Below are 23671 nucleotides of genomic sequence, written 5' to 3'. Positions count from 1 at the left end.
GATGGGGGGCATGCGCTTCTTCGTCCAGGTCGATGTCTCGCTCCGGGAGGGGGTGGCTGACCCTCAGGGAGCCACCATCGAACGGTCTCTACCCCACCTCGGTTTCGACGGGGTCAGTGGTGTCAGGGTCGGTAAGCAGATCCGCTTCGAACTGGAGTCGACCGATGAGGCCGCAGCTCGGGCAGAAGTCGAGGATCTCTGTGCACGCTTCCTCACCAACCCGGTGATCGAGTCGGCCGAGGTGTCGGTATCCGTGCTGGACGGAGCCGCCAGGTGACTGCCCGCATCGGGGTGGTCCTCTTCCCCGGATCCAACTGCGAGTTCGACGTGATCGAGGCGGTGACGCTCCTGGGGGGAGAGGCCGAGATCTGCTGGCATGGCGACCGGTCCATCAACGGCGTCGATGCGGTCGTGGTTCCCGGCGGGTTCGCCCACGGCGACTACCTGCGTCCCGGGGCCATCGCCCGCTTCTCGCCGGTCATGGACGCGGTTCGTGACCATGCGGCCGCAGGTGGACCTGTCCTGGGAATCTGCAACGGCTTCCAGGTGCTCACCGAGGCCGGCCTGCTGCCTGGTGCACTCCAGAAGAACCGGGGCCTCAAGTTCTTGTGCACAACGGTGGAGTTGAGGGTGGAAACGGCCAAGTCGGCTTTGACCGGCGAAGCCGAGGTCGGCTCTGTGCTTCGGGTGCCGATCAACCACTTCGAAGGCAACTACACCTGTTCGCCCGAAGTGCTAGCTGAGCTCAAGGATCAGGACCGGGTTGTCCTGCGTTACGTCGACAACCCCAACGGGTCCGTCGACAGCATTGCTGGAATCACCAATGAAGGCCGCAACGTCGTGGGTCTCATGCCTCACCCCGAGCGTGCAATAAGTGACCTGTTGGGCTCCGCCGACGGCGTGCCCCTCATGCGTTCGTTCCTGGGTTCGGCGACCTCGGTGATACCGGCACCCGCTTGAGGTGCCGGTACCACCGAAATCCGGATCGGACCGGACCGATCCGCTCGGACCGTCAGGCCATTCCGTAGATCTTGGGGGCCCGTCCTCGACCGGCATGGCGAGGGTCGTCACCGAGATCGGCGACCACGCCCTTTTCGATCAGCTTGCTCACGTAGTTCCGAACCGTCATGTTGTCGCGGTTCAACACGCCAGCTAGGTCGGCGAGACGCCAGCCCGATCCGAGCTTGCGGGCGGCGGCGGCGACGTCGTCGAGCGGGATGGCCGGAGACCGGCCGCCGCCACTGCTGGCACGTCGCCCTCGGCCGGTGCCGCGGGCGCCGGAACTTGCCTTGACCTCGAAGCCAGCCTTGCGCAGAACGTCGTCGGCCACGCCGAGTGCCTGCAGAGCACCGGCGGTGACGCCGGCATCCTCGGCCCAGGCGAGAGCCTCGGCCACGAAGGCCTCCTCTTCTCCGCTGCGGTCGGGGACCCGGCCTGCTTCCTCGATCTCGAGGGCAGACAGGAGACGGGCCTTTTCGAGTAGGTCACCCTCAGCTCGGATTTGATGCTTGAGGGCGCTGACAGCTTCACGGTCTACAACCGGCCGATCCGACTTCCCTAGTGAGTCGAGGTAGCGACGAATGATGTCTTCAGTCTTTTTGGTTGCCATGGTCGATGAACATAACAAGGAAACCTACATTTGCCAATTGCCGTCGACGTTCTCAGCCGGAACCCGTGGTGGTTTTCACCTGTGGAGGGTTGGCATGTTGAACTCAATACCTGTTCTGGAGGTCTGATCCCTGCGCTCAATTTTGGTTGGCGTCGAAGTTGGTCCTTGACCTGAGCCTGGAACCCTTCGATTTATTGGCAGATTGAACGGAGAAAAATGAGCGGCCAAAGCGATGGGGGGCCTTGGGCGGTTTCGGTGGGTGGGTCACGAACTGACCGCGGCGCGGGCGCGCCGGTAGCCTCAGGCCGTGACCGACGCCGCTGCCACGCCCGCTTCCAACGACATCGCCGCTGACGGCACGCCGATCCACAGGGCGCTCGGCCTCACCGACAGCGAACTGGACGACATCCGTTCCATCCTGGGGAGAGACCCGAACCGTCTCGAGTTGTCGATGTACTCGGTGATGTGGTCCGAGCACTGCTCCTACAAGTCGTCACGTATCCACCTGAAGCGGCTCCCGACGACAGGTGAAGGCGTGCTCGTAGGTCCCGGGGAGAACGCAGGTGTCATGGATGTCGGCGATGGGATCGCGGCGGCAATCCGCATCGAGAGCCACAACCATCCTTCCTACATCGAGCCCTATCAAGGGGCGGCTACCGGAGCGGGTGGGATCCTCAGGGACATCTTCACCATGGGGGCAAGGCCTATAGCGCTCATGGACCCCCTGCGGTTCGGGCCGCTGTCCGATCCGCGTAGCCGCTGGGTGGCCGAGGGGGTTGTGTCGGGAATCTCGGGTTACGGGAACTCGGTCGGAGTGCCCACCGTCGGCGGTGAGGTGGTGTTCGACGCCTGTTACCAGGGCAATCCGTTGGTCAACGTGTTGTGCCTGGGCCTCCTTCCGGTCGATCGTCTGGTACTCGGTCAGGCTTCTGGTGAGGGAAACCTGGCTGTCCTGCTGGGCTCCTCCACTGGTCGGGACGGGATCGGCGGGGTCAGCGTCTTGGCGTCGGCCGGTTTCGACGAGGGAAGCGAAGACAAGCGTCCGGCCGTCCAGGTGGGGGACCCGTTCGAGGAGAAGCGCCTCATCGAGGCGTGCTTGGCCCTGCTCGATGCCGGCCTCGTCGTGGGCATCCAAGACCTCGGCGGTGCCGGACTCACCTGTGCCGCCAGTGAGACCGCCTCGCGGGGCGGGGTCGGCATGGACTTCGACGTCGCCGCGGTGCCCCGACGAGAGGACGGCATGGAGCCGTTCGAGGTGATGACATCGGAGTCCCAGGAGCGGATGCTCGCCATCGTCACCCCCGACGGTTTGGCCGAGGTCATGCGCCTCTGTGAACGGTGGGAGGTGACGGCCACCGTTGTCGGTCGAGTGACCGCGCCGGGCCCCGATGGCGTGGGCATGTTGCGCATCGTGGACGGGTTCGACGGCGAGGTGCTGGCCGAGGTGCCGGCTTCGAGCCTGCACGACGCCGCCCCGCTGTATGACCGTCCCCGGGCCGAGCCGGCTGGTCGGAACGAGCGCCTAGCCGATGTGCCCCCGGTGCCGACCGATCCGACCGCCACCCTGTTGGACCTGATGTACGACACCACCTGGGTGTCCTCCCAGTACGACCACCAGTTGTTCCTGAACACCGTGGAGGGACCGGGCGGCGATGCGGTGGTGCTGCGCCTGAAGCACCCCACCACCGGCGTCGACACCGGGAGGGGCCTGGCGCTGACCACCGACGGAAACCACCGCTGGTGTGCGGTGGATCCCCGCAAGGGCACGGCTTCGACAGTGGCCGAGTCGGTGATCAACCTGGCCTGTGTCGGCGCTCGGCCCATCGCGGTCGTCAACTGCCTCAACTTCGGCAATCCCGAGCATCCTGAGGTGATGTGGCAGCTCTCCGAAGCCATCGACGGCATGGCCGAGGCATGTGTTGCCTTCGGGCTTCCGGTGGTGGGCGGGAACGTCAGCCTCTACAACGAATCCAAGGGTGTGAACATCGATCCCACCCCGGTGGTGGGGCTGCTCGGAGTTGTCGACGAGCTTGATCGTCGCCCGCCGGGGGTGGGGCAGCGAGAGGGTGATGTCCTGCTGCTCCTGGGAGACGACCTGAGCGGGCCCGAACCGTCTCTGGCCGGTTCCGCCGCGGCATGGCTGCACGGTCACAAGGGAGGCGACCTGCCGGCACTCGACCCGGCAGAGGTGTCGATCCTGGGTGACTTCGTGCGGTCACTGGTGGCTGGTGGTTCGCTTGCGGGTGTGCACGACGTGTCCACCGGTGGTCTGGCGGTGGCGTTGGCTGAGATGGCGGTTCGTTCCGGCGTCGGTTCGAGCGTCTCGGGCTTGCCCACGGCGGCTCACCTCTTCGCCGAACTCCCGGCGCGGGTGGTCGTCGCCCTCGACGAAGAGGCGGCGATCACGGTGGAGGCCGAGGCTCGAACCAAGGGGGTGCTGGTCAAGCGCCTGGGTATCGCTGGCGGAGCCTCGTTCGCGATCGACGGTCCCGACGGTCCGTTCATCGCCGTGAGCCTCGACCATTTGACCGCTACTTGGCGCGACCGTTTGCCCGATGCCCTCGGCGAAGGAACCACCCAAGCCTGACCAGCACCGGGCCCCTGGCCAGATCTCGGTGAGGTCAGACGTCGGCCTCATGGCCCTGGCACAATGGGCGCCTTGTAGGGAGAAGGTTCGCGAGACATGGCATCAGAGCCAACCTCGAGGGAGATGAACGAGACCGCCATGGCACCGCCATCGTTGGATCCTCGGTACCTGTTGATCGAACTGGTGTCCGAGGTGGTAACCGTCATCGACTCAGACGGGATCCTCACCTATTGCAGCCCGTCGATCACCTCACAGCTGGGCTGGGACCCCGCCGAGGTCATCGGTCTTCCCATTGCGGATTTCATGGCGCTGGAACACCACGAGGACTTCGACGACGTGTTCGCCGCGGTTTGTGCTGCCCCCGGAACCCACGGACCTTTCGGCCTCAACCTGAAGACTCGCGACGGCGGGGTTAGGCAGATGGAATCGGTGGTCACGAATCGAATCGATGACCCGACCATCCGCGGGTTGGTCACCGTGGCCCGTGACACCACCGAACGGGTAGAAGCCGAGGACGCCCGACGTCGGGCCGAGGCTCGCTACCGAGCATTGGTCCAGTTCTCCTCGGACCTGGTGGTCCTGGTCGAAGCCGACGGGACTGTCGTCTACGCCAGCCCGTCAGTCGAACGGATCCTCGGGATTCCCCACGAAGCCCAGGGCATCAGCGTCTTCGAGCTGATCCATCCCGATGACCTCGGCCGGGCCGTGGAGAGCATGGCCTTGGCCATGAACGAACCTGCGGCACTGGATGGGGTGCCCTTCGATTTCAGGGTGATGGCCACCGACGGCACCTACCGTCATCTGGAGATCCTGGGCAGCAACCTGGTCGACGACCCCGATGTGGGGGGCCTGGTGTTGAACGGGCGTGATGTCACCGAACGTCGTCGGGTCGAGGAACTCGCCGCCGAACAGGCAGCAGTGCTCGAAGGCATCGCTCGGGGGATCCCGTTGCAGGACACGGTGGACCACATCGTGGCGATGGTGGAAGGCCGAATCCAGGCCGCGGTGGTGTCGGTGGCGTCCATGGACGGTTCGGGTGTGATTCGACACGGTGAGGGTTTGGCTCTGCCCCCGGTCGTGGTCGCGGCGCTCAACGACCATCCGCTCGACAGTGACCTGGGGAGAGCCATCCGTCTCGAGGGTCCTGCGATCTTCACGGGGATCGCCGAAGATCCCCGCTGGTCTCGATTGGGAGCGGTCATCGATGCCGGCTTCGCCTCCTGCTGGTGCTTCCCCATGCACGGCAAAGGCGGTCACAACCAGCTCGGCATGGTGACCGTGATGGTCGCCGACGATCGGGTTCCGACTTCATCGGAGATGGCATTGCTCGAGCAGGCCCGAGATCTCGCGACCATCGCCATGGAGCGCCACAACTTCGAGGCTCGGCTCGAACACCAGGCAGCTCACGACGTACTCACCGGGCTCCCCAACCGGGTGCTCATCATGGCCCGAGTAGAGGATGCCCTTGCCACCGCGAAGCGCCATGGTGTCGACGTCGCCGTGCTCTTCGTGGACCTGGACAACTTCAAGGTCATCAACGACAGCCTGGGGCACAGCGTCGGAGACCGGCTCCTCGAACAGGTGGCCGAACGGTTCGGACAGGTCATGCCCGAACGAGCCCTGGTGGGCCGATTCGGGGGAGATGAGTTCGTGATCGTTTGTGAAGCAGTGAACGGCTACGACGGCGCAGTGGGGTTGGCCGAGCAGCTGGCCCGGTCTCTGGAAGACCCAGTCGTGGTGGACGGGGCCGAGATCCACGTGTCGGCCAGCATCGGGGTGACGGTGAGTGCCGACGGTGAGCTGGAGCCACAAGCTCTCATCCGCGACGCCGACGTCGCCATGTACCAGGCCAAGGACCAGGGGCGAGCCGGTTATGCAGTGTTCGAAGCGGCGTTCCAGCAACGGATGGTGCGGCGACTGGAGCTGGAACGCGACCTCCGTGCCGCTCTCGCCAACGGCGAGCTGACCGTCCACTACCAGCCAGTGATCCGGATATCGGACCGGTCGGTGGCGGGGGTGGAGGCGCTGGTCCGTTGGAACCGCCCGGGTCACGGCTTGGTCGCGCCCGACGAGTTCCTGGCGGTGGCAGACGAGACCGGTCTGATCACACAGATCGACAGGTGGGTGCTGGGCCAGGCCTGTCGACAGCTAGCGGCCTGGCGTGGGCAGGGAATTTTCGGCCAGGTGCACATGAACGTGAACCTGTCGGCGCGACAGTTGGGAGCGACCGATCTGGTCGAGGTGGTGACGGGCGCATTGAACCGGGCCGGTCTGGCCGGCGGGTCGTTGGTGATCGAGATCACCGAGAGTGCGTTGGTGGCCGAAACCGATGCGGCCCTCTCGGCCCTGACCCGTTTGGGGTCCCATGGCGTGCAGATGGCCATCGACGACTTCGGGACGGGCTACGCGTCGCTCGACTACCTCCGTCGGTTCTCGATGGCACACCAGCTCAAGATCGACAGGTCCTTCGTCGCCGACCTGGAGGTCGGCAGTCCGAGAGATCGGGCCATCGTGTCGGCGTCGTTGTTGTTGGCCCGTGACCTCGGGTTCACCTCGGTGGCCGAAGGTGTGGAGACGCCAGCTCAGATCGCCGCCCTGACGTCTTTGGGCTGCACCATGGCGCAGGGATATCTGTTCTGCCGCCCACTACCGGCTGATGATCTGGCGGTGTGGATGCGTGCGGGCGGGGCAAAGGCCGGCGCCTGATTCGCCGTCATATAGGTGCGGCACCGGTGGTGTCTGATCCGCTTTCGGTCCTGCGCGGATACGGGTCTCATCCACCCGAGGTGACGGAATCGGCGGCCCGGTCCAACGGGGTGTCGTCATCGCGGTTGTCCCAGAACCCACGCGGCACGGTCACCGGGCGAGGGCCGTGTTGGTGGCCGCGGGGAAGGCCCACCGCCTCGACGGGAAGGGTCACGGTTCGGTCGAGCTGGTCGAGCCGGTCCGAGAACTCCTCGAGCGTGGCGGCCTCGACCAGAAGGCGTCGGGCCGCCGGTCCGACCGGATAGCCCTGGAGGTACCAACCGACGTGTTTGCGCATGTCGCGGACACCGGTGGTTTCGCCGTGCCATTCACACAGGCGATGGGCGTGGTCGGCCATGGTGTCGACCACCTGGCCTACCGAGGGGGCGCTATCGCAGGGTCGTCCGTCGAAGGCGGACGCGAGGTCGGCGAACAACCAGGGGCGACCCAGGCATCCCCGCCCGACGACCACGCCATCACAGCCGGTTTCGGCCATCATCTTCAGGGCGTCGGAGGCCAGCCAGATGTCTCCGTTGCCGAGCACCGGGATGGTGGTCACCACCGACTTGAGCTCGGCGATGGCTGCCCATCGGGCCCGCCCGGAGTAGGCCTGCTCGGCGGTCCGGGCGTGAAGGGCGACGGCGGCGGCGCCAGAGTCCTGCGCGATCGGTCCTGCATCCAGGAAGGTCAGGTGGTCGTCGTCTAGGCCCATGCGGATCTTGACGGTGACCGGTACCGGACCGGCCCCGTCGACGGCGGCCCGAACCACCGAGGCAAAAAGGCGCCGGCGCCATGGCAGGGCGGCGCCGCCGCCGTGGCGAGTGACCTTGCGGACCGGGCAACCGAAGTTGAGATCCACGTGCTCGGCTCCCAGTTCGCCGACCAGCCGACGAACTGCTTCCCCCATGACGGTCGGATCCGTTCCGTACAACTGGATAGAGCGGGGGGTCTCGTTGGGGCCGAACCGAGCCAGGCGGAATGTCTTCTCGTGGCCTTCGACCATCCCCCGCGCCGAGATCATCTCGCTCACGTACAGGCCCGCTCCGTGGCTGCGGCACATGTCACGGAAGGGCCCGTTGGTGACCCCGGCCATCGGAGCGAGGACCACCGGTGGCCACACCTCGAGGGGGCCGATGGCCAGTGGTGCTGTCACCGGGCGCGAGCCGGTGGCAACTGTGTCCGTCGAGGACGGCGATGTCGGAGGCCCGGGCATGGGACCCAAGGGTGCCAGGTTGGCTGGGATTGGTGGCATTCATGTGTGCCCGTGCGACAATGGGATCGTGCGCGAGCCCTTGGGTGGGGTCCCCCACCGAGACCCCGACGACGACTCGCCGAAAGAGGCCTGTGGGGTCTTCGGCGTGTACGCACCGGGCCAACCGGTTGCCCACATGACCTACCTGGGTCTCTATGCCCTGCAGCATCGGGGCCAGGAATCGGCGGGCATGGCGGTGAGCGATGGTGACCAGGTCACCGTGGTCAAAGACATGGGCCTGGTGTCTCACGTCTTCGACGAGCGCACCTTGGCCCCGCTCACCGGTGACTTGGCCATCGGGCACACCCGTTACTCGACCACCGGTTCGAGTACTTGGAGGAACGCCCAGCCCGTATACCGGGGGGTGGGCGACACCCAGTTCGCTCTCGGCCACAACGGCAACCTGGTCAACACCGCAGAGCTGGCCCGAGAAGCCGGGATGCTGGACGGCACGGTGGCCAGCGACAGTGACCTGGTGGCCGAACTGGTTGCCGCCGAACTCGACCGGGCCGCTTCGGTCTCGGTCCACCCGTCGGCACCGTCGGGTGGGCATGCCGCTGATCCCACCCTGATGGGCCGTGGCGCCACCCTCGATGCCGCCGTCGCCGCCGTGCTACCGCGCTTGGAGGGGGCGTTCTCACTGGTGTTCATGGACGAGCACCGCATCATCGGCGTGCGGGACCCCAACGGCCTGCGTCCGCTGTGCCTCGGCCGCCTCGAAGGCGGTTGGGTGATGGCCTCTGAATCCCCGGCCCTGGACGTGGTCGGTGCTCACTTCGTGCGTGAGGTCGAGCCTGGCGAGATGGTCATCATCGACGAGTCAGGCGTGACCTCGCGCCGCCCGTTCCCCGAAGATCGCCTGAACCCCTCGCTGTGCATCTTCGAGTTCGTCTATTTCGCCCGCCCCGATACCCGTTTGTACGGCCAGAGCGTCCACCATGCCCGGGTCCGCCAGGGTGAGTTGCTGGCCGAGCAGGCGCCGGTCGAGGCCGACATGGTCATGGGGGTCCCCGAATCGGGGCTGCCCGCCGCCGAGGGGTATGCCCGGGCCAGCGGCATCCCCTACGGGCAGGGGTTGGTGAAGAACCGCTACATCGGGCGTACGTTCATCGCTCCCAGCCAAGAGATGCGTGCTCTCGGGGTACGCATGAAGCTGAACCCGTTGCGCGAAAACCTGACTGGTAAGCGGGTGGTCGTCGTAGACGACTCGGTGGTTCGGGGGACCACCCAGAAGCAGTTGGTCAAGATGCTCCGGGAAGCCGGAGTGGCCGAGGTCCACCTTCGGTTGACCTCACCCCCCATCAAGTGGTCCTGCTTCTACGGCATCGACACCGGTCGACGCAGCGAACTTCTGGCTGCCAACCTCACCGTCGAGGAGATCCGCGACTACCTAGACGTCGACACCTTGGCGTTCATCACCCTGGACCGCTTGGTGGCGTCCACCGGAGCTCCGGGTGCGGGGTTCTGTGCCGCCTGCTTCACCGGCGAGTACCCGGTGCCGGTCCCGGTGTCGCTGTCCAAGGGGGTTCTCGAGGCCACCCCGGAGGCGCCCTCGGGAATCGGTGCACCAGTGACCTCGGGGCTGTTCGCTCCGGCCATGCTTCCTGCCGACGACGCCCGCCAGGGCGGCTGAACCGACCTAGATCGAGGGATCAATTACATGGGCGAGACCTATGAGTCTTCCGGGGTGGACATAGCGGCCGGCGAAGAAGCCGTTCAGCGAATCAAGGAGAAGGTGCGTTCGACCTTCCGCCCCGAGGTGATCGGCGACATCGGCGGCTTCGGTGGCTTGTTCAGCTTCGCCAACCATCGTTTCCGTAATCCCGTGTTGGTCTCATCCACCGATGGCGTCGGCACCAAGGCGTTGGTGGCTCAGGCTGCTGGACGCTTCGACACGATCGGTGTCGACCTGGTGGCCATGTGCGTTGACGACCTGGTGTGCCAGGGTGCCGAGCCCCTCTTCTTCCTCGACTACATCGCAGTGGGCAAGCTCGACCCCGATCACATCGAACAGCTCGTCGAAGGTGTGGCCGAAGGGTGTCGTCAGGCCGGGTGTGCGCTCATCGGAGGCGAGATGGCCGAGCACCCAGGCGCCATGGAGCCCGGCGAGTTCGATCTCGTCGGTTTCGCCGTGGGCGTGGCCGAGCGGGATCAGTTGATCACGGGGGAACACGTTGCTCCCGGCGACGTGGTGATAGCGCTGCCGTCGCCCGGTTTGCGGTCCAATGGGTACTCGTTGGCTCGTCGGGTTCTGCTCGAAAGGGCCGATCTTCCCCTCGATGGCCCCGCCTTCGAGGGAGCACATCACACCTTGGCCGAGGAGCTCCTCGTTCCTTCGGTCATCTACGCCCCCGCGGTGCTGGCCCTCTTGCGCCAGGTTCAGATCAAGGGCGTGGTCCACGTGACCGGTGGAGGGCTAGCCGGCAACCTCACCAGGATCCTGCCCAAGGGTGTCGACGTAGAGGTGCAGTCGGGCTCGTGGGAAGCCCCACGCATCTTCGGAGAGATCCAGCGTCTCGGTGATATCGACGATGCCGAGATGCGCAAGGTGTTCAACCTCGGCGTAGGAATGGTGGTGGTGGTCTCCGCTGATGACGCGTACCGCACTATCGACGTCTTGCGGACGAATGGTCATCTCGCCACCCAGATCGGGACGGTTGTGCGCGGCCACGGAGACGTCAGGTTCTCCTGACCGTCGAGTGAGCTGTTGAGCGGAGAATCAGAGGCTGCAACTCGGTCTTGGGGCAGGTTCACCGGTCTGGCCCGTGAACGTTGGCCCGAGGTGGTGTTGGCGACGGTGCTCCTGGCCGCATCGGCGGTGCATCTGGCTCGATTCCTCCGGCTGGCGACCAGCCGCTCGTTGTGGAACGACGAGATCTTCTCGATCGTCGTTTCCAGTAACAAGGGTCCGTGGGAGGTGGTCACCCGCTACCAGTCCAACAACCACATCTTCTTCAACCTGATCAACTCGCTGACCCCCGGTGCCGGATCGATGGATCCGGCCCGGGCGCGGATGTGGTCGATGGTGGCAGCGGTGGCCATGTTGGCGGTGGCGCTCGCTGAGTTCTGGCGTCGGGGCTGGTTCCTGGCCGGCGCGGTGTTCGTGGCACTGTTCGCCGCCAACCCGGACTGGCTGGACCTGACCCTTCAGGCCCGGGGATACGCGGTCACCGGCCTGATGGCCACGCTCTGCTGCATGGCGGTTTGGCGTCACCTGGAACGTCCCGAGACCGGCTCGTCGGTGGTGCTGGGCGTGGCCTCATTCATCGGGACGTGGACCCTGCCTTCGTTCGTCATGTTCGCAGCACCGGTGTGGCTTGCACTGCTGGCGGCCACCCGAACCCGGCGGGTGGTTATGGCGGGTGCTGCGACCGCGGTGGCGATAGCGGTGGTCTACGCGCCGGTGGCGGGTCAGTTGTGGAAGGAGACCACCACCTACGGCGACATCTACGGGCGCTCCTACACCAGCATCGATTCGGTTGGTGACACGATCCGCACCTACCTGCTCGGCAGTCGGGTGCTCGACCTCGCCGACCTGTCCACGGTCACCATCCTGCTGGTGGTGGTGCTCTTGTCGGTACCGCTGGTGGCATTGGCTCCGATCTCGTCGTCATCCCGTCGATTCGCGCTGGTGTGCATCGCTAGTGCAGGGGTGTTCTTCGGCGTGAACGTCGCCCTGGGCACGGCCGCACTTCGAACCACGTCGTTCGCGGTGGTACCCCTCGCCCTTGCCGTGCTCGTTCCCGGCTCAGAGCTGGTCGACTGGGTACGGCCCAAGTTGGGGGCTGGTGTCAGGGTCTCGGCGTTGGTCGCCCTGTCGGTAGCGGTGATGGTGGTGTCGAGTCGGGCAGTAGCGGCTCCCCATGGGCGCTACTACCTCCCGATCGAGGATTGGGCGGCGGCCAGTGAACACGTTCAGCGGACGTTCCCCGAAGGGACCGGTCTGGCTGCGACCGGGGATTGGTTGGGGGTCCTGCGCGGTTCACACCTGGACCAGGGCTACCCCGACGATGGCGATCAATCGTCGGCGACCGGGTTGGTGTCAGGTCGGTCCCTGTTGTTCGACTCTTCACCCAGGGAGGTGCCTGCGTTCGACTTCTCGAAGATCTCACCGGTGTGGAGGGAGGCCCGGTTCTATCAACGCCGCGGTGAGTACCTACGGGTGTTGTCGGCCCCGCCCGAGCAGTCCCGGGTATCGCAGGTCGAAGCGGGCCAGGATCGACTGGACCTCTCGCGCCTCACCGATCGCCGCGACACCGGGGTGGTGTTCGACAGCGGCGAGGCGGTACGAGTAGCGGTGTCCGGAAGCCGGTCCCGATCTCTGACCCTGGTGGCTGCCACCTCCTTGCCCCGGCCCGATCGGATCACCGTTCACAGCGCGACCGGCGTCGAGACCCTGGCGGCTGGTGACCTCCATCGATGGGGTGGCTCGGTCACGGTGTACCTGGGGGACCAGGCCGTGGAGTCGGTGGAGATCACCTTTCCGAGCGGTCATGACGAGATCGAGCTGCTCGAGGTCTGGTCTCACCCGCCTCGGCTCTGACCGGGACCGTGCTTATGGGTCGGCTCGCCTATCCGCTCGGGTCCTTAGCTGCGCCAGGAGATGCTGCACCAGGAGCGGTGGTGACAGCTCGGGCACTTCATCCAGTGACCGTCGCGCCGACCGGGGATCCAGGCCGTACCGGTGAGGAAGCGGAGCCCGAGATCGGTGAGGTTGACTCGGGTTCGGGCTTGGCAGGACGAGCAACTGACGATCACCGTGCCGGTCTGGCGGGGGCCGGTGGAGTACAGGGCATCCTTGCCTTCGAGGGTTTCGCCTGAGCGGATTGAGTCTCGAGCGGCGCTGACCGGCGTCTCGAACAGGGCCCGACGGCCCTGGGGATCGAGTGACTTTCGCCGACCGGTGGCTGGGGTCTTGGCGGTGGATCGGGGTGAATCGGAGGTGGTCATCGCTTCTTGGTCCGTGACGGCGGGTGCAGTTGCAGGGCCAGTTCCCGGTAGGCCTGTGCGCTCTTGGATCGGGGAGCGTGGGTCATCACCGACCGACCCAGGCCCGGTGCCTCGGCCACCTTCACCGACTTGGGGACCGGCGGTTCGAACACGGTGATCTGGTACTGCTCCCGGACCTGTTCCATGACCTCGTGGGCTAGGCGGGTTCGGGCATCGAACATGGTGGCGATGGCGCCGCGCACCGCAAGGTCGGGGTTGGTGTAGTCCCGCACATCTTCGATGGTGTCGAGGAGTTGGCCCACACCTCTTTGGCTCAGCGATTCGCACTGGAGCGGGATGAGCACCTCGTCGGCTGCGGTGAGCCCGTTGATGGTGAGGATCCCCAGCGAGGGTGGGCAGTCGATCAGCACCCGGTCGTAGTTGGAGGCAACCTTGGACAGCGCCTTTCGGAGCACGTACTCCCGGCCGGTCTTGGTGAGCAGGTGCATCTCGGCACCGGCCAGATCGATGGTGCTGGGCACAAGGTGCAGTTGGCCGACTGCCCCGCCTTCCACGCTCGGTGCAGGCGGCGCGACCTCGTGGATGACATCGGCCAGCTTCGCTCGGTTGAGCAGCACATCGTGAATGGAGACTCGCAACGATTCGGGGTCGACACCGCAGGCCCACGAGAGCGACGCTTGGGGGTCGAGGTCTACCAGTAGGACCTTGGCCCCCATCTCGGCCATGGCTACCCCGAGAGCGTGGACGCTGGTGGTCTTGGCCACCCCACCCTTCTGGTTGGCAACCGCGGTGGTGGTCATGGTCCAGAAGTGTGCCACCCGACGGAGGTGGGGGAGAACTCGGACTCCGCCCTGTACTTCTGAGGGTGATGGTGTCATTTCGGTTCGGTCGGCTCCTCCGAGTCTGCGTCGACGGAGGCCGGTCAGGTTGAATCCACGGCGAGGGCTCACGGGATCCAAGGCGTCGGAGGATGGAGGGGCGCGGCGCTAGGTTCGGCCGGAATGGACAACTCGCCGAACCCCGTTGAATCGACCTGCGGACCGGCCGGTCCCGAAGCTGCGGCGGTGGCCGAGGCAGCCGGCCCCCGCATCGACGAAGCCACTGGCGGGTACCGTCAGGCCCGTTTCCAACGCCCGACGGGAGCTACCGAGATCGTGCTGGTGCGGCACGGTGAGTCCGAACCCGCGGTCCCGGGTCAGCCGTTCCCGTTGGTGGACGGTCACGGAGACCCCGCCCTCGCCCCAGACGGTCTCGATCAGGCTGAGCGGGTCGGTCAGCGTCTGAGTGGATCGCGCATCGACGCCATCTACGTCTCCACCCTCCGTCGGACGGCCATGACGGCGGCGCCGCTGCTGGCCGCAACCGGGATGACCCCGGTGGTCGAGCCCGACATCCGTGAGGTCCACCTCGGCGAGTGGGACGGGGGTCTCTACCGACAGCGGATCGCCGAAGGACATCCAATGGTCGCCCAGATGATCAAAGAGGAACGCTGGGACGTGATCCCCGGCGCCGAACCGATGGAAGCGTTCACCAGTCGGGTGCGCGGTGTGCTCGCCCGACTGGTTGCGGCTCACCCCGACCAACGGATCGTGGTGTTCTCTCACGGCGGCGTCATCGGTGAGGCCATCCGCCAGGCGGTGGAGAGCCCTCGGCGGTTCGCCTTCGTGGGCGTCGACAACGGAAGCATCTCTACGCTGGTGTCGGTTCGGGGTCGATGGGTGGTGCGTGGCTACAACGACGTCTCCCACCTGAGCTGACCAACGGCTGGAGCGGGTGGGTGTGGGTTGGGGGCTACGGTCCGACCATGCCGATTGACGACCCTGCCCGCCGGGCCGACCTGGCCCGGCGGATCCATGAGATCGCCCACCTGAGCGGGACTTTCACGTTGCGTTCAGGTCGGGTGTCCAACGAGTACTTCGACAAGTACCGCTTCGAGTCCGACCCGGTGCTTCTCGCCGACATCGCCGAGGCCATGGCCACCCTGGTACCAGAGGGCGTCGAGGTCCTGGCCGGCTTGGAGATGGGGGGGATACCGGTGGTGACCGCCCTGGCCCGGGTCACCGGCCTGCCCGCGTGCTTCGTGCGCAAGAAGGCCAAAGAGTACGGAACCGCCCGCTTCGCGGAGGGCGCCGACGTGGCCGGACGACGGGTGCTGGTGGTGGAGGACGTGATCACCTCGGGCGGGCAGGCCGTGCTCTCCACCGCCGACCTTCGTTCGATCGGTGCCATCGTCACCGACGTGGTGTGCGTGATCGACCGCAGCGAAGGTGGGGCCGAGGCGCTGGCCGCAGAGGGCTTGACCTTGGCTTCGGTGGTGTCGCGCCCCGACTTGGACTCGGCGGCGGGCTGAGGAGCCGGAGGCGGTTCCACCGGCGATCGAGACCGCTTGTCGGTTGTCGTATCGGAAAGGCCCGCGGCTAGCGTCGGCCCATGGTCTCGCCTACCGCTGCCTTCTCCGTGACCATCAGGGTCCGGCTCGACAACACCCCGGGCACGCTCGGGCGACTGGCGGCGGCCATTGGTGAGGTAGGCGGAAATATCGTCGCCCTCGAGGGCTTCGAGGCCCGTGACACCTACCTGGACGAGGATCTCATCGTCAACTGCTCCTCGGAGGAGCACATCGAGGTGGTGTGCAACGCACTCCAGCACCTCGACGGTGTCGACGTGCTCACCGTTTCCGATCGCACCTTCGACATGCATCAGGGCGGCAAGATCGAGGTCTTGGCCCGGATGCCGGTGGCTGACCGCGACGACCTCTCCATGGCCTACACCCCCGGTGTGGCCCGGGTTTGCACCGAGATCGAACAGAAGCCGGAACGGGTTCACGAGCTGACCATCAAGAAGAACACGGTGGCGATCGTCACCGATGGCACCGCGGTGCTGGGCCTGGGAGACATCGGTCCCGAGGCTTCCCTGCCGGTCATGGAGGGCAAGGCCCTCCTGTTCAAGAACTTCGCCGGGGTCGACGGCTTCCCCATCTGCATCGACGCCGGCCGTCGCGACCTCCCGTTGCAGGACCGTGTTGACGCCATCGTGGACACGGTGGTGCGCATCGCCCCAGTGTTCGGGGGCATCAACCTGGAAGACATCGCCGCCCCGTGGTGCTTCGAGGTGGAGGAGCGCCTCGACGAGCTGCTCGACATCCCCGTCTTCCACGACGACCAACACGGAACCGCGGTCGTCACCTTGGCCGCCTTGGAGAACGCCCTCAAGATCGTGGGCAAGCATATGGGCGACATCCGTGTGGTCATCGCCGGGGCGGGTGCCGCAGGCGTTGCCATCGCCAAGATCTTGATGAATGCTGGTGTGCACAACATCGTGGCCACCGATCGTCAGGGAGCGGTTCACCGCGGCCGGACCGACCTGAACGAGGTCAAGCGGCGCTTCGCCGAGATCACCAACCCGGAGCAGATCAGCGGCACCCTGTCCGAGGTTCTGCCCGGCGCCGACGTGTTCATCGGGGTCAGTGCTCCCGATCTGATCACACCTGACGACCTGCGCAAGATGGCCAGCGATCCCATCGTGTTCGCCATGTCCAACCCCAACCCGGAGATCCGGCCCGAGGCGGCCGCCGGCTTGGCCGCGGTCATGGCCACGGGGCGTAGCGACTACCCGAACCAGATCAACAACGTGTTGGCCTTCCCGGGCATCTTCCGGGGTGCTCTCGACGCCGGTGCCACCACCATCACCGAGCACATGAAGACGGCTGCGGCCGAGGCCATCGCCAGCGCCGTGTCTCCCGAGGACCTTGCGCCCGGTTTCATCATTCCGTCGGTGTTCGACATGCGCGTCGGAGAGCTGGTGGCCACTGCGGTGGCCGAAGCGGCTGTCCTCGACGGAGTGACCCGAGCCCAGGCCTGATCCAAAGCCGATCTCCGCAGGTCTCAGGGGCTCCGCCACAAAGGGCTCCACCCCCGAACCCCCGCCCAGTCGTAGAGGTCGGACTTTTCGACCGGCCTCAGTTGGGTTGTTGGAGGGTGTCCAAGACGTCGGCGTGGAGCTGGCTGCGTACTCCGGCCAGGTTGGGGCCGGCATGGACAGCCAGTGGCCTGACCCGGTCGATGGCCGCCGTCTGCACCTGGTCCTCGGTGTGCACCGATTCCACGATTCCCTTGGCTAGGGCTTCCGCTGCTCCATAGCGGTGGGCGGTGATCATGGCCTCGTGGGCGGTCAGGCGGGGAAGGCGACCCTGGACGAGGGCTTGCATGCCGGGTGGGAAAGGCATGTTCAGCGCCACCTCGGGTAGGCACCAGAACCCACGGTCGGACCGCATCAGTCGGTGGTCGTGGGCCAGGGAGAGCATGGCCCCGGCTCCGAACGCATGCCCGTTGAGCGCCGCGGCGGTGGGGCAGGGCAGGGTGAGTACTCGGGCGAAGAGGGCACAGACCTGGTCGAGGTACCAGCGGATCTGGTCCGGGTTGTCGCCGAGCCAGTCCAGGTCGAGGCCGTTCGTGAAGAACTTGCCGGTGCCCACCGTCACCAGGGCCCGCGGGCCCTCGGCGTTGGACACCTCTGCGAGGGCGGTGCCGATGGCGTCGAGCATGTCGGGGGAGAAGCGGTTCTCGTCATGGTCCAGGCGGAGGATGAACACCTCGCCGTCGCGGCTCAGGTCGATCATGGGGGTCCTTGTGCGGTTGAAGCTTCCGGTCCGACCTCAGGTCCGGCGCGCTGGCCCGACGGGCCAGAGCGACAACCCTAGGCGGCTTGCTTGACCATCTGGTCAAGTGGTGGCGTCGCTGTTGTCCGGTCAGCGCCAAGGCCAGCGGGTGACGAGGCGCAGCACGTTCTGCACCACTGGCGAGAACGGCGGGTACATGACCGACAGATCACCGCGCGTCGGTCTGCGCATCACGGGCTTGTGGTGGGTGAACGTGTCGAAGCCGGCCTTGCCGTGATATGCCCCCATGCCCGACGGACCCACGCCGCCGAAGGGAAGCGACGGTGCTGCCACCTGGTACACGAGGTGGTTGACGCACACCGAGCCGGCACTTGTGCGATCGAGTACTCGGCGTTCGACGTCGCCCGATGAGGTGAACAGGTACAGGGCCAGCGGCTTGGGGCGACTCCGGACGAAGGAGATGGCCTCCGCGATGGACTCGACCCCGAGAACCGGTAGCAGCGGGCCGAAGATCTCCTCCTGCATGAGAGGCGACGCCGGATTGGGCTCGCGGACGATGACGGGAGCCATGACCCGCGTGACCGTGTCGGTCTTGGGTGGTAGTAGCTCCTCGCCGCCGTGTCCCTCCAGCAGGCCCTCGAGTCGTGCGATGTGGTCGTGGTTGACGATCGACGCCGGCTCGGCCCGATCTCGCAGCTTGGACAGCTCATCGACCAGGAGACCGGTGAAGCGGTCCTGGACGGAGTGTTCGACCAGCACGTAGTCGGGGGCGATGCAGGTCTGGCCGGCGTTGAGGTACTTGGCCCAGGCGATCCGTCGGGCGGCGACGGCCAGGTCAGCGTCGGCGGCCACGATGGTGGGGCTCTTTCCTCCCAGCTCGAGCGTGACGGGGGTGAGGTGACGGGCCGCGGCCTCCATCACGATGCGGCCGACCCGTGTGCTCCCCGTGAACAAGATGTGGTCCCACTCCTCGGCTAGCAGTGCGGTGGTCACGTCGACACTTCCCTCGGCCACGATCACGGCCTCGGGGTCGAGGTAGCGGGGGATGAGGTCGGCGATGACCCGGGCTGAGGCGGGGGCCAGCTCGGATGGCTTGAGCAGGGCACAGCACCCGGCCGCCAGGGCACCAACCAGCGGCGAGAGGAGGAGCTGAACCGGGTAGTTCCACGGGGCGATCACGAGGGCGACGCCCACCGGCTGGGGCTCGGTCCACGCGGTGGCGGGAAACGTCACCACCGGTACCGGGTGGCGATGGGGGCGGGCCCAGCCCCGGGGCCGCCGGGCCGGGCCCGCCCCGGGGGGCCGGGGGCCCGGGGGGCCGGCCGGGCGCGCCGCCGGCCCGGCCCCCCCCCCCCCCCCTTTCTTTTTTTCTCCCCGGGGGCTGCGCCCCCGCCCCCCGCCCCCCCCCCCCCGGGGCCGGCGAGCTGGCCGAACCGTCCCGCACGGTCAGCCGAGCAGGGTGCTCAGGACCCGCTCCTGACGGTACCGCGGCGGCTGTGGATCCACCTCGGCCGTGCCGGACCGATGGTCGCCGACACCATCGATGCCGATCTCGAGGGTCAGGCCACCACCTCGACCAGCAGCGACAAGGCTGAGGCTCCGAGCACGGCCAGGACCACCCGATCGAAGGCGGGGCCAGCCAGTCTCTGGCGAAGCCGCACCCCCAGCGGCAGGGCGATCGCGGCGGGCGCCGCGGCGGCCAGCGATGCCCAGGCCCGGATGGCGGTCATCTCACCCTGGCCCAACAGCACCACCAACTGCACGGCTCCGGTGACCCCGAACAACAAGGTGATGGTGTACACGTACGTGTCCCGGGGCAGGCGGTAGGGGTGAACCCACGCCGCTACCACCGGGCCGGAGACACCGATCGTGCCTTGTAGGAGTCCGGTGACAGTTCCGGCCAGCGGGGACCAGCGCCGGGCGGTGGCGGGCGGAATGTGCATCTCGGGGTGGCGAACGAACTGGATGACGAAGCCGACGATGGTCACGGCCAGGACAACCAACAGCGGGTCGTCTGGCATGTTGACCAAGGCAACGGTGCCCACCGCGGCCCCGGCTACGCCGAACCCCACCAGGCGACCGAGGTCCCGAGCTTCGCTGCGCCCGGCCCGGGCCTGCCAACACAGGTAGATGTTGGCGGCCAGGTTGGGGGCGGACACGGCCACCACCGCTACGTCGACGCCTCCGACCAGGCTGATCAGCGGCACGGCCAGCAACGGATAGCCCATCCCGGTTACGCCCTTGACCCCGGCACCAAGGGCCGAGGCCAGCACGATCATGGCGATCAGACCAGGACTCAGGACTCCCCCCGTCGGATCGATCGCCTCGCCGTAACCACACGTGGCAGCGTAAAGCGCCCGGCGGTCAGGTCCCCTTTCCACCGGTTGGCCCTGATCCTGTCTGTGGTGGCGGATCGATCCGACGGTGGGCTCACCAATGGAAGGGCGGCTACCCCCATACCGGAAAACGACCAGCAGGTCAGACCGGGAACCCGGCCCGACCTGCTGGTACTCCTGGTGGTCGGAACCGGCGTCGATCCGGTGACCTTCCGCTTTTCAGGCGGACGCTCTGCCAACTGAGCTACCCGACCCCATGTTTCCGGTGGATCGACCGGAGTCGATGCCACCAGAGCGGTCCCGACGGGATTTGAACCCGCGACCTCCGGCTTGACAGGCCGGCGTGCACTCCAAACTGCACCACGGGACCTTCTGGTGCCTGAACCCGAGGGTTCTGACGCCTCACCCCGTTGCCGAGGCGAAGGCGCAACCTACCGGCCGCACCCGCGCCCCCGCAAACCGCATCCGAGGATCGGGTCGTCAGCGGTTGGTCGACCCGAGGACCTCGGTCAGCTCGAACGGCGCAACCACCTCTAGCTGACCGAAGGTGCAAGACCCCGGGTCTCGATCTGGGCGCCAGCGCTGGAACCGTGCGCTGTGGCGGAACCGACCGTTGTCGACTCGCTCGTAGGCCACCTCCGCCACCAGTTCGGGGCGAAGTGGGGTGAATGACAGGTCCTTGTTGGCGTTCCAGCGGGACTGGCCGCCGGGAAGGCGGCCGCCGGACGACTCGTGGGCGGCAGCCTCGGCCCAACGCCCCCACGGGTGGTCCGACCAGCTCTCGGTCACGTAGGGGGCCAGCTCATCTCGCAGCTCGGCCCGACGGGCCACCGAGAACGACGATGCCACTCCGAGGTGGTGGAGGTTGCCGTCGTCGTCGTAGAGGCCCAGCATCAGCGACCCCGGTCCGTCACCGTTCTTGTGTTCCCGGAACCCGGCCACCACACAGTCGGCCGTCCTCAGGTGCTTGATCTTGAGTTGGGACCGCTTGCCCGGCTGGTAGGGGTCGGCGGCAGCTTTGGCCATGACCCCTTCGAGGCCCGCCCCCTCGAAGCGGGAGAACCAGTCGGCGGCCAGGTCTCGATCGAAGGTGCCCGGCGTCAGGTGAACCGACGACGAGGGAACCAGGATCTCCTCCAGGAAGCGTCGGCGCTCGGATTGGGCCACATCCATCAGCGAATGGTCGCCCAAGGCCAGCAGGTCGAAGCCCACGAAGGCGGCGGGGGTCTCGGCCGCCAACCTGGTTATGCGGGACTCCGCCGGGTGAATGCGCTGTTGAAGGGCATCGAAAGCCAGTCCGTCGGGCCCGGCCACCACGACCTCGCCGTCGAGCACACAGCGTTCGGGCAGCGAAGCCTGCAAGGGTCCGATCAACTCGGGGAAGTAGCGGGTCAGCGGTCGGTCGTTGCGGGAGCCGAGCTCCACCTCGTCGCCGTCGCGGAAGACGATGCATCGGAAACCGTCCCACTTGGGTTCGAACCACCACGTCCCGGCCTCGGCCTCGGGTAGAGCGGTGGCCGCTTTGGCCAGCATCGGCGACAGCGGGGGCATTACCGGCAGATCCATGTCCGGCAGCGTACGGGCCTTCTCGTCGATCGTCGCTGGTAGGGCGCGTCGGCACCCGTCAGCGTCCTAGTCGGTCAGGTGGCGAGGCGATGACTGGAGGGAGCCCTCAGGGGGTCTCGGTCAGGGCCTTGGTGGTGGGCAGAGAGAGCGACACCGACGAGAACTCGATCTCACCCCCCAGCCGGGGCTGGGCGTAGGCACCGGTGGTGGCCACGATCTGAAGCGTGATCGTCTCGCCGGCCTTCAGGTACTGGATAACCGACTCCAGCGGTACCGTCACGGTGTGCTCGACCCCGTCGAGCTCGACGGGAACCGGGGTGATCTGGTTGCCGATGACGACGTCGTTCTGGTCATCCACCAGCTGGGCGAACACCCGCATCGGCCGGTCTCCGGCCTCAACGGTGCCCTTGTAGGTGATGGTCAGCTCGGCCGCGCCGACGATCAAGACGTCGTCTTCGACCGATGCCGCGACGTTCAGCGCGTTGGAAGCCCGCACCGGGGTGCTGGAGGCCACCAGGCCCCCGAGGATGCCGCCATCCCCATCGGACAGTTCGAGTCCGGTGGATCCGCCTTCGGCGGTGAGGGAGAGGGTGCCCGACCCGGCCGCTTCCAGCGCGCTGCCCGCCTTGGGCGGCCAGGTCTCACCGGTCCAGGCCACGCCACGCTGGTCGATCAGATCGAGGACCGGGCCGGTGTCGACCTTGGTGTCTCGCTTCACCCACCGGTCGAGCCAGGCGAAGGATGCTTCGCTCACCCGATCGGCATCTCCCTCGTCGGTGAGGCATACCCCGTGGCCACCGCAGAACCACAGCATCTTGACGGGCACGTCGTTGCCGGCCAGCACACCGAAGTTGGTGATGGCTTCGTCGGGGGTGAAGAGCGTGTCCACGGTGCCCTGGACCAGAAGGGTGGGTACCCGGATCTTGTCGACCAGCTCGCCCGGCCCCCGGCCGAGGAACCACTCCCGGTCCTCGTCGCTCAGGGTGCCGGTGGTGGTCCCAGATTCGTACGAGCTGGGGATGTGGGGGTCGACGGTTCCGGCAGATGCCGCCTGCACCAGGATGCCGGCCCAGCCGGTCTTGACCGTCTCGTTGCGGAACAGCGCCGTTTCCAGGGAGTTCCAAGCGATGCCCGGGACGATTGCATCCACCCGACAGTCCAGGCCCGACAACGTGAGCTGGATTCCGCCCCCGTAGGAGAACCCGACCATCCCCACCCGGGGGTCGCCTTCGTCGTCGGTGAGGGCCTCGGGCTGTTCGGCCACCCAGTCGAGAAGGATCTGGGCGTCCCGACCTTCTAGTTCAGGGTCGTTGACCGAGGCGGTGCCACCGGACTCACCGAATCCTCTGGGGTCCCAGGTGAGCACGTTGTATCCCCGCTCGTTCATCGAGGAGATGTCGAGAGCGCCGAACATGACGGTCTCGGTGTCTTCGACGCTGCCGGCCAGCGACCAACCCGGCCCCATGAGAACGGTGGGAGCGGGCTCCTCGTCGGTCACATCGTCGGCCGGGAACCAGTGCATGCGGATCTCGGTGCCGTCGTGGGAGGTGAGGGTCAGATCCGAAGGGGTGCCATCCACCGGCGTGGTCTTCACGTCGTCGGTCGTGGCCCCCTGATCGCATTCCGGTGGGGAGTAGCCCGGATCGGTCGACACGGCGGCGGTGGTGCTGGACGACGAATCGGCGCCCGCGGCCTTGCTGCTCCCGTCGTCGTCAGAGGAACATCCGGTCAGGGCGAGCGATGTCGCCACCAGCACTGCCGCGGTGAGTCGGACGGCCTTGCGGCCCCGGTCAGCAACCATCAGATGATCCCCGTTCGAACGAGGCACCGACCGGTCGCCGGGCCGGGTCGGCACGTTAGGACCAACCGTGGCGGGTCGCAACGGTCTCCGGGAGGGTGAACCGGGGGGTCGCCAGCCGCGTTGGAGGCGAGTGCCTGACGGTGGTGGAGCGCTCCGAAACTTCTGAGGCCGGCAGACCGGAGGGATCGACTGGTGCCAGAATCGGAC

19 protein-coding genes and 2 tRNA genes are annotated in these 23671 nt (G+C 66.8%); 10 read left to right on the top strand and 11 right to left on the bottom strand.

Annotated features, from left to right (window positions below; translation table 11 throughout):
* Window positions 1-10: 10 nt before the first annotated feature.
* Together purS and purQ are read left to right on the top strand one after the other, a co-directional pair.
* A complete protein-coding gene (gene purS, locus IPG97_05050) occupies window positions 11-277 on the top strand; it encodes a phosphoribosylformylglycinamidine synthase subunit PurS (protein MBK6855929.1) in 267 nt (88 codons plus the stop codon).
* Complete coding sequence (gene purQ, locus IPG97_05045) at window positions 274-960, top strand: phosphoribosylformylglycinamidine synthase subunit PurQ (GenBank protein MBK6855928.1); 687 nt, start codon at window positions 274-276, stop codon at window positions 958-960. Before purS ends, purQ begins: the two co-directional genes overlap by 4 nt.
* 52 nt (window positions 961-1012) lie before the next feature.
* Here purQ and IPG97_05040 read toward each other — a convergent pair whose 3' ends face one another.
* Window positions 1013-1609 (bottom strand): hypothetical protein, encoded by a 597-nt coding sequence (locus IPG97_05040; protein ID MBK6855927.1) that lies wholly within the window; start codon window positions 1607-1609, stop codon window positions 1013-1015.
* A gap of 307 nt (window positions 1610-1916) precedes the next feature.
* Between IPG97_05040 and purL the strand changes: the two genes are divergently transcribed.
* Both purL and IPG97_05030 read left to right on the top strand, forming a co-directional pair.
* Window positions 1917-4196, top strand: coding sequence for a phosphoribosylformylglycinamidine synthase subunit PurL (gene purL, locus IPG97_05035; protein MBK6855926.1), 2280 nt, complete (start codon window positions 1917-1919; stop codon window positions 4194-4196).
* Between the two features lie 123 nt (window positions 4197-4319).
* Window positions 4320-6902 (top strand): EAL domain-containing protein, encoded by a 2583-nt coding sequence (locus IPG97_05030; protein ID MBK6855925.1) that lies wholly within the window; start codon window positions 4320-4322, stop codon window positions 6900-6902.
* Between the two features lie 67 nt (window positions 6903-6969).
* Here the strand turns inward: IPG97_05030 and dusB are convergent, their stop codons facing one another.
* On the bottom strand, window positions 6970-8154 hold the full coding sequence (gene dusB, locus IPG97_05025) for a tRNA dihydrouridine synthase DusB (GenBank protein MBK6855924.1): 1185 nt from the start codon (window positions 8152-8154) through the stop codon (window positions 6970-6972).
* Between dusB and purF the strand changes: the two genes are divergently transcribed.
* From purF to IPG97_05010, 3 genes are read left to right on the top strand one after another with little or no spacing between them, the layout of a single operon-like run.
* Complete coding sequence (purF, locus tag IPG97_05020) at window positions 8153-9826, top strand: amidophosphoribosyltransferase (protein ID MBK6855923.1); 1674 nt, start codon at window positions 8153-8155, stop codon at window positions 9824-9826. The two genes, dusB and purF, sit on opposite strands and share 2 nt — an antisense overlap.
* A gap of 27 nt (window positions 9827-9853) precedes the next feature.
* Window positions 9854-10885, top strand: a complete 1032-nt coding sequence (locus tag IPG97_05015; GenBank protein MBK6855922.1) for a phosphoribosylformylglycinamidine cyclo-ligase — start codon at window positions 9854-9856, stop codon at window positions 10883-10885.
* Between the two features lie 15 nt (window positions 10886-10900).
* Window positions 10901-12736 (top strand): hypothetical protein, encoded by a 1836-nt coding sequence (locus IPG97_05010; protein ID MBK6855921.1) that lies wholly within the window; start codon window positions 10901-10903, stop codon window positions 12734-12736.
* Between the two features lie 44 nt (window positions 12737-12780).
* On the opposite strand, the gene IPG97_05005 is transcribed toward IPG97_05010, so the two are convergent.
* Together IPG97_05005 and IPG97_05000 are read right to left on the bottom strand one after the other, a co-directional pair.
* Window positions 12781-13143 carry a hypothetical protein gene (locus tag IPG97_05005; protein MBK6855920.1) on the bottom strand — a complete coding sequence of 121 codons (363 nt, stop codon included), beginning with the start codon at window positions 13141-13143 and terminating at the stop codon, window positions 12781-12783.
* Entirely contained in the window at window positions 13140-13943 is an 804-nt protein-coding gene (locus IPG97_05000) for an AAA family ATPase (protein ID MBK6855919.1), read from the bottom strand. Before IPG97_05000 ends, IPG97_05005 begins: the two co-directional genes overlap by 4 nt.
* A gap of 201 nt (window positions 13944-14144) precedes the next feature.
* On the opposite strand from IPG97_05000, the gene IPG97_04995 reads away from it, so the two are divergent.
* The 3 genes from IPG97_04995 (at window position 14145) to IPG97_04985 (ending at window position 17004) form a co-directional block, all read left to right on the top strand.
* Window positions 14145-14900 (top strand): histidine phosphatase family protein, encoded by a 756-nt coding sequence (locus IPG97_04995; protein ID MBK6855918.1) that lies wholly within the window; start codon window positions 14145-14147, stop codon window positions 14898-14900.
* Window positions 14901-14947: 47 nt separating this feature from the next.
* Window positions 14948-15493 carry an orotate phosphoribosyltransferase gene (pyrE, locus tag IPG97_04990; GenBank protein MBK6855917.1) on the top strand — a complete coding sequence of 182 codons (546 nt, stop codon included), beginning with the start codon at window positions 14948-14950 and terminating at the stop codon, window positions 15491-15493.
* Between the two features lie 80 nt (window positions 15494-15573).
* The gene (locus IPG97_04985; GenBank protein MBK6855916.1) at window positions 15574-17004 is read left to right on the top strand and encodes an NAD-dependent malic enzyme; all 1431 of its coding nucleotides are present in this window, start codon (window positions 15574-15576) and stop codon (window positions 17002-17004) included.
* Between the two features lie 97 nt (window positions 17005-17101).
* Here IPG97_04985 and IPG97_04980 read toward each other — a convergent pair whose 3' ends face one another.
* From IPG97_04980 to IPG97_04950, 7 genes are all read right to left on the bottom strand, one after another.
* A complete protein-coding gene (locus IPG97_04980; GenBank protein ID MBK6855915.1) occupies window positions 17102-17761 on the bottom strand; it encodes an enoyl-CoA hydratase/isomerase family protein in 660 nt (219 codons plus the stop codon).
* A 129-nt stretch (window positions 17762-17890) separates the two neighbouring features.
* On the bottom strand, window positions 17891-18994 hold the full coding sequence (locus tag IPG97_04975; GenBank protein ID MBK6855914.1) for an aldehyde dehydrogenase family protein: 1104 nt from the start codon (window positions 18992-18994) through the stop codon (window positions 17891-17893).
* A gap of 326 nt (window positions 18995-19320) precedes the next feature.
* Window positions 19321-20142 (bottom strand): sulfite exporter TauE/SafE family protein, encoded by an 822-nt coding sequence (locus IPG97_04970; protein MBK6855913.1) that lies wholly within the window; start codon window positions 20140-20142, stop codon window positions 19321-19323.
* Window positions 20143-20275: 133 nt separating this feature from the next.
* A tRNA-Phe gene (locus tag IPG97_04965) sits at window positions 20276-20351 on the bottom strand.
* A gap of 41 nt (window positions 20352-20392) precedes the next feature.
* Window positions 20393-20467, bottom strand: a tRNA-Asp gene (locus IPG97_04960).
* Window positions 20468-20577: 110 nt separating this feature from the next.
* Window positions 20578-21663, bottom strand: a complete 1086-nt coding sequence (locus tag IPG97_04955) for an ATP-dependent DNA ligase (GenBank protein MBK6855912.1) — start codon at window positions 21661-21663, stop codon at window positions 20578-20580.
* A 106-nt stretch (window positions 21664-21769) separates the two neighbouring features.
* The gene (locus tag IPG97_04950; protein ID MBK6855911.1) at window positions 21770-23464 is read right to left on the bottom strand and encodes a hypothetical protein; all 1695 of its coding nucleotides are present in this window, start codon (window positions 23462-23464) and stop codon (window positions 21770-21772) included.
* Between the last annotated feature and the right edge of the window lie 207 nt (window positions 23465-23671).

The organism is Microthrixaceae bacterium, from assembly GCA_016702505.1.
Taxonomy (GTDB): domain Bacteria; phylum Actinomycetota; class Acidimicrobiia; order Acidimicrobiales; family Iamiaceae; genus Aquihabitans.
Note: the sequence above shows the minus strand (reverse complement) of the source record. Positions and strands in the feature narration are given on the sequence as shown.

What these genes read in the sequence shown, in the direction of transcription:
- IPG97_05040 (MBK6855927.1), bottom strand. Translation starts at nt 1,609, where the DNA reads ATGGCAACCAAAAAGACTGAAGACATCATTCGTCGCTACCTCGACTCA.
- dusB (MBK6855924.1), bottom strand. Translation starts at nt 8,154, where the DNA reads ATGCCCGGGCCTCCGACATCGCCGTCCTCGACGGACACAGTTGCCACC.
- IPG97_04950 (MBK6855911.1), bottom strand. Translation starts at nt 23,464, where the DNA reads ATGGTTGCTGACCGGGGCCGCAAGGCCGTCCGACTCACCGCGGCAGTG.
- purS (MBK6855929.1), top strand. Translation starts at nt 11, where the DNA reads ATGCGCTTCTTCGTCCAGGTCGATGTCTCGCTCCGGGAGGGGGTGGCT.
- IPG97_05005 (MBK6855920.1), bottom strand. Translation starts at nt 13,143, where the DNA reads ATGACCACCTCCGATTCACCCCGATCCACCGCCAAGACCCCAGCCACC.
- IPG97_04985 (MBK6855916.1), top strand. Translation starts at nt 15,574, where the DNA reads ATGGTCTCGCCTACCGCTGCCTTCTCCGTGACCATCAGGGTCCGGCTC.
- IPG97_04980 (MBK6855915.1), bottom strand. Translation starts at nt 17,761, where the DNA reads ATGATCGACCTGAGCCGCGACGGCGAGGTGTTCATCCTCCGCCTGGAC.
- IPG97_04995 (MBK6855918.1), top strand. Translation starts at nt 14,145, where the DNA reads ATGGACAACTCGCCGAACCCCGTTGAATCGACCTGCGGACCGGCCGGT.
- IPG97_04955 (MBK6855912.1), bottom strand. Translation starts at nt 21,663, where the DNA reads ATGGATCTGCCGGTAATGCCCCCGCTGTCGCCGATGCTGGCCAAAGCG.
- IPG97_05000 (MBK6855919.1), bottom strand. Translation starts at nt 13,943, where the DNA reads ATGACCACCACCGCGGTTGCCAACCAGAAGGGTGGGGTGGCCAAGACC.
- purF (MBK6855923.1), top strand. Translation starts at nt 8,153, where the DNA reads ATGGGACCCAAGGGTGCCAGGTTGGCTGGGATTGGTGGCATTCATGTG.
- IPG97_05015 (MBK6855922.1), top strand. Translation starts at nt 9,854, where the DNA reads ATGGGCGAGACCTATGAGTCTTCCGGGGTGGACATAGCGGCCGGCGAA.
- IPG97_05030 (MBK6855925.1), top strand. Translation starts at nt 4,320, where the DNA reads ATGAACGAGACCGCCATGGCACCGCCATCGTTGGATCCTCGGTACCTG.
- pyrE (MBK6855917.1), top strand. Translation starts at nt 14,948, where the DNA reads ATGCCGATTGACGACCCTGCCCGCCGGGCCGACCTGGCCCGGCGGATC.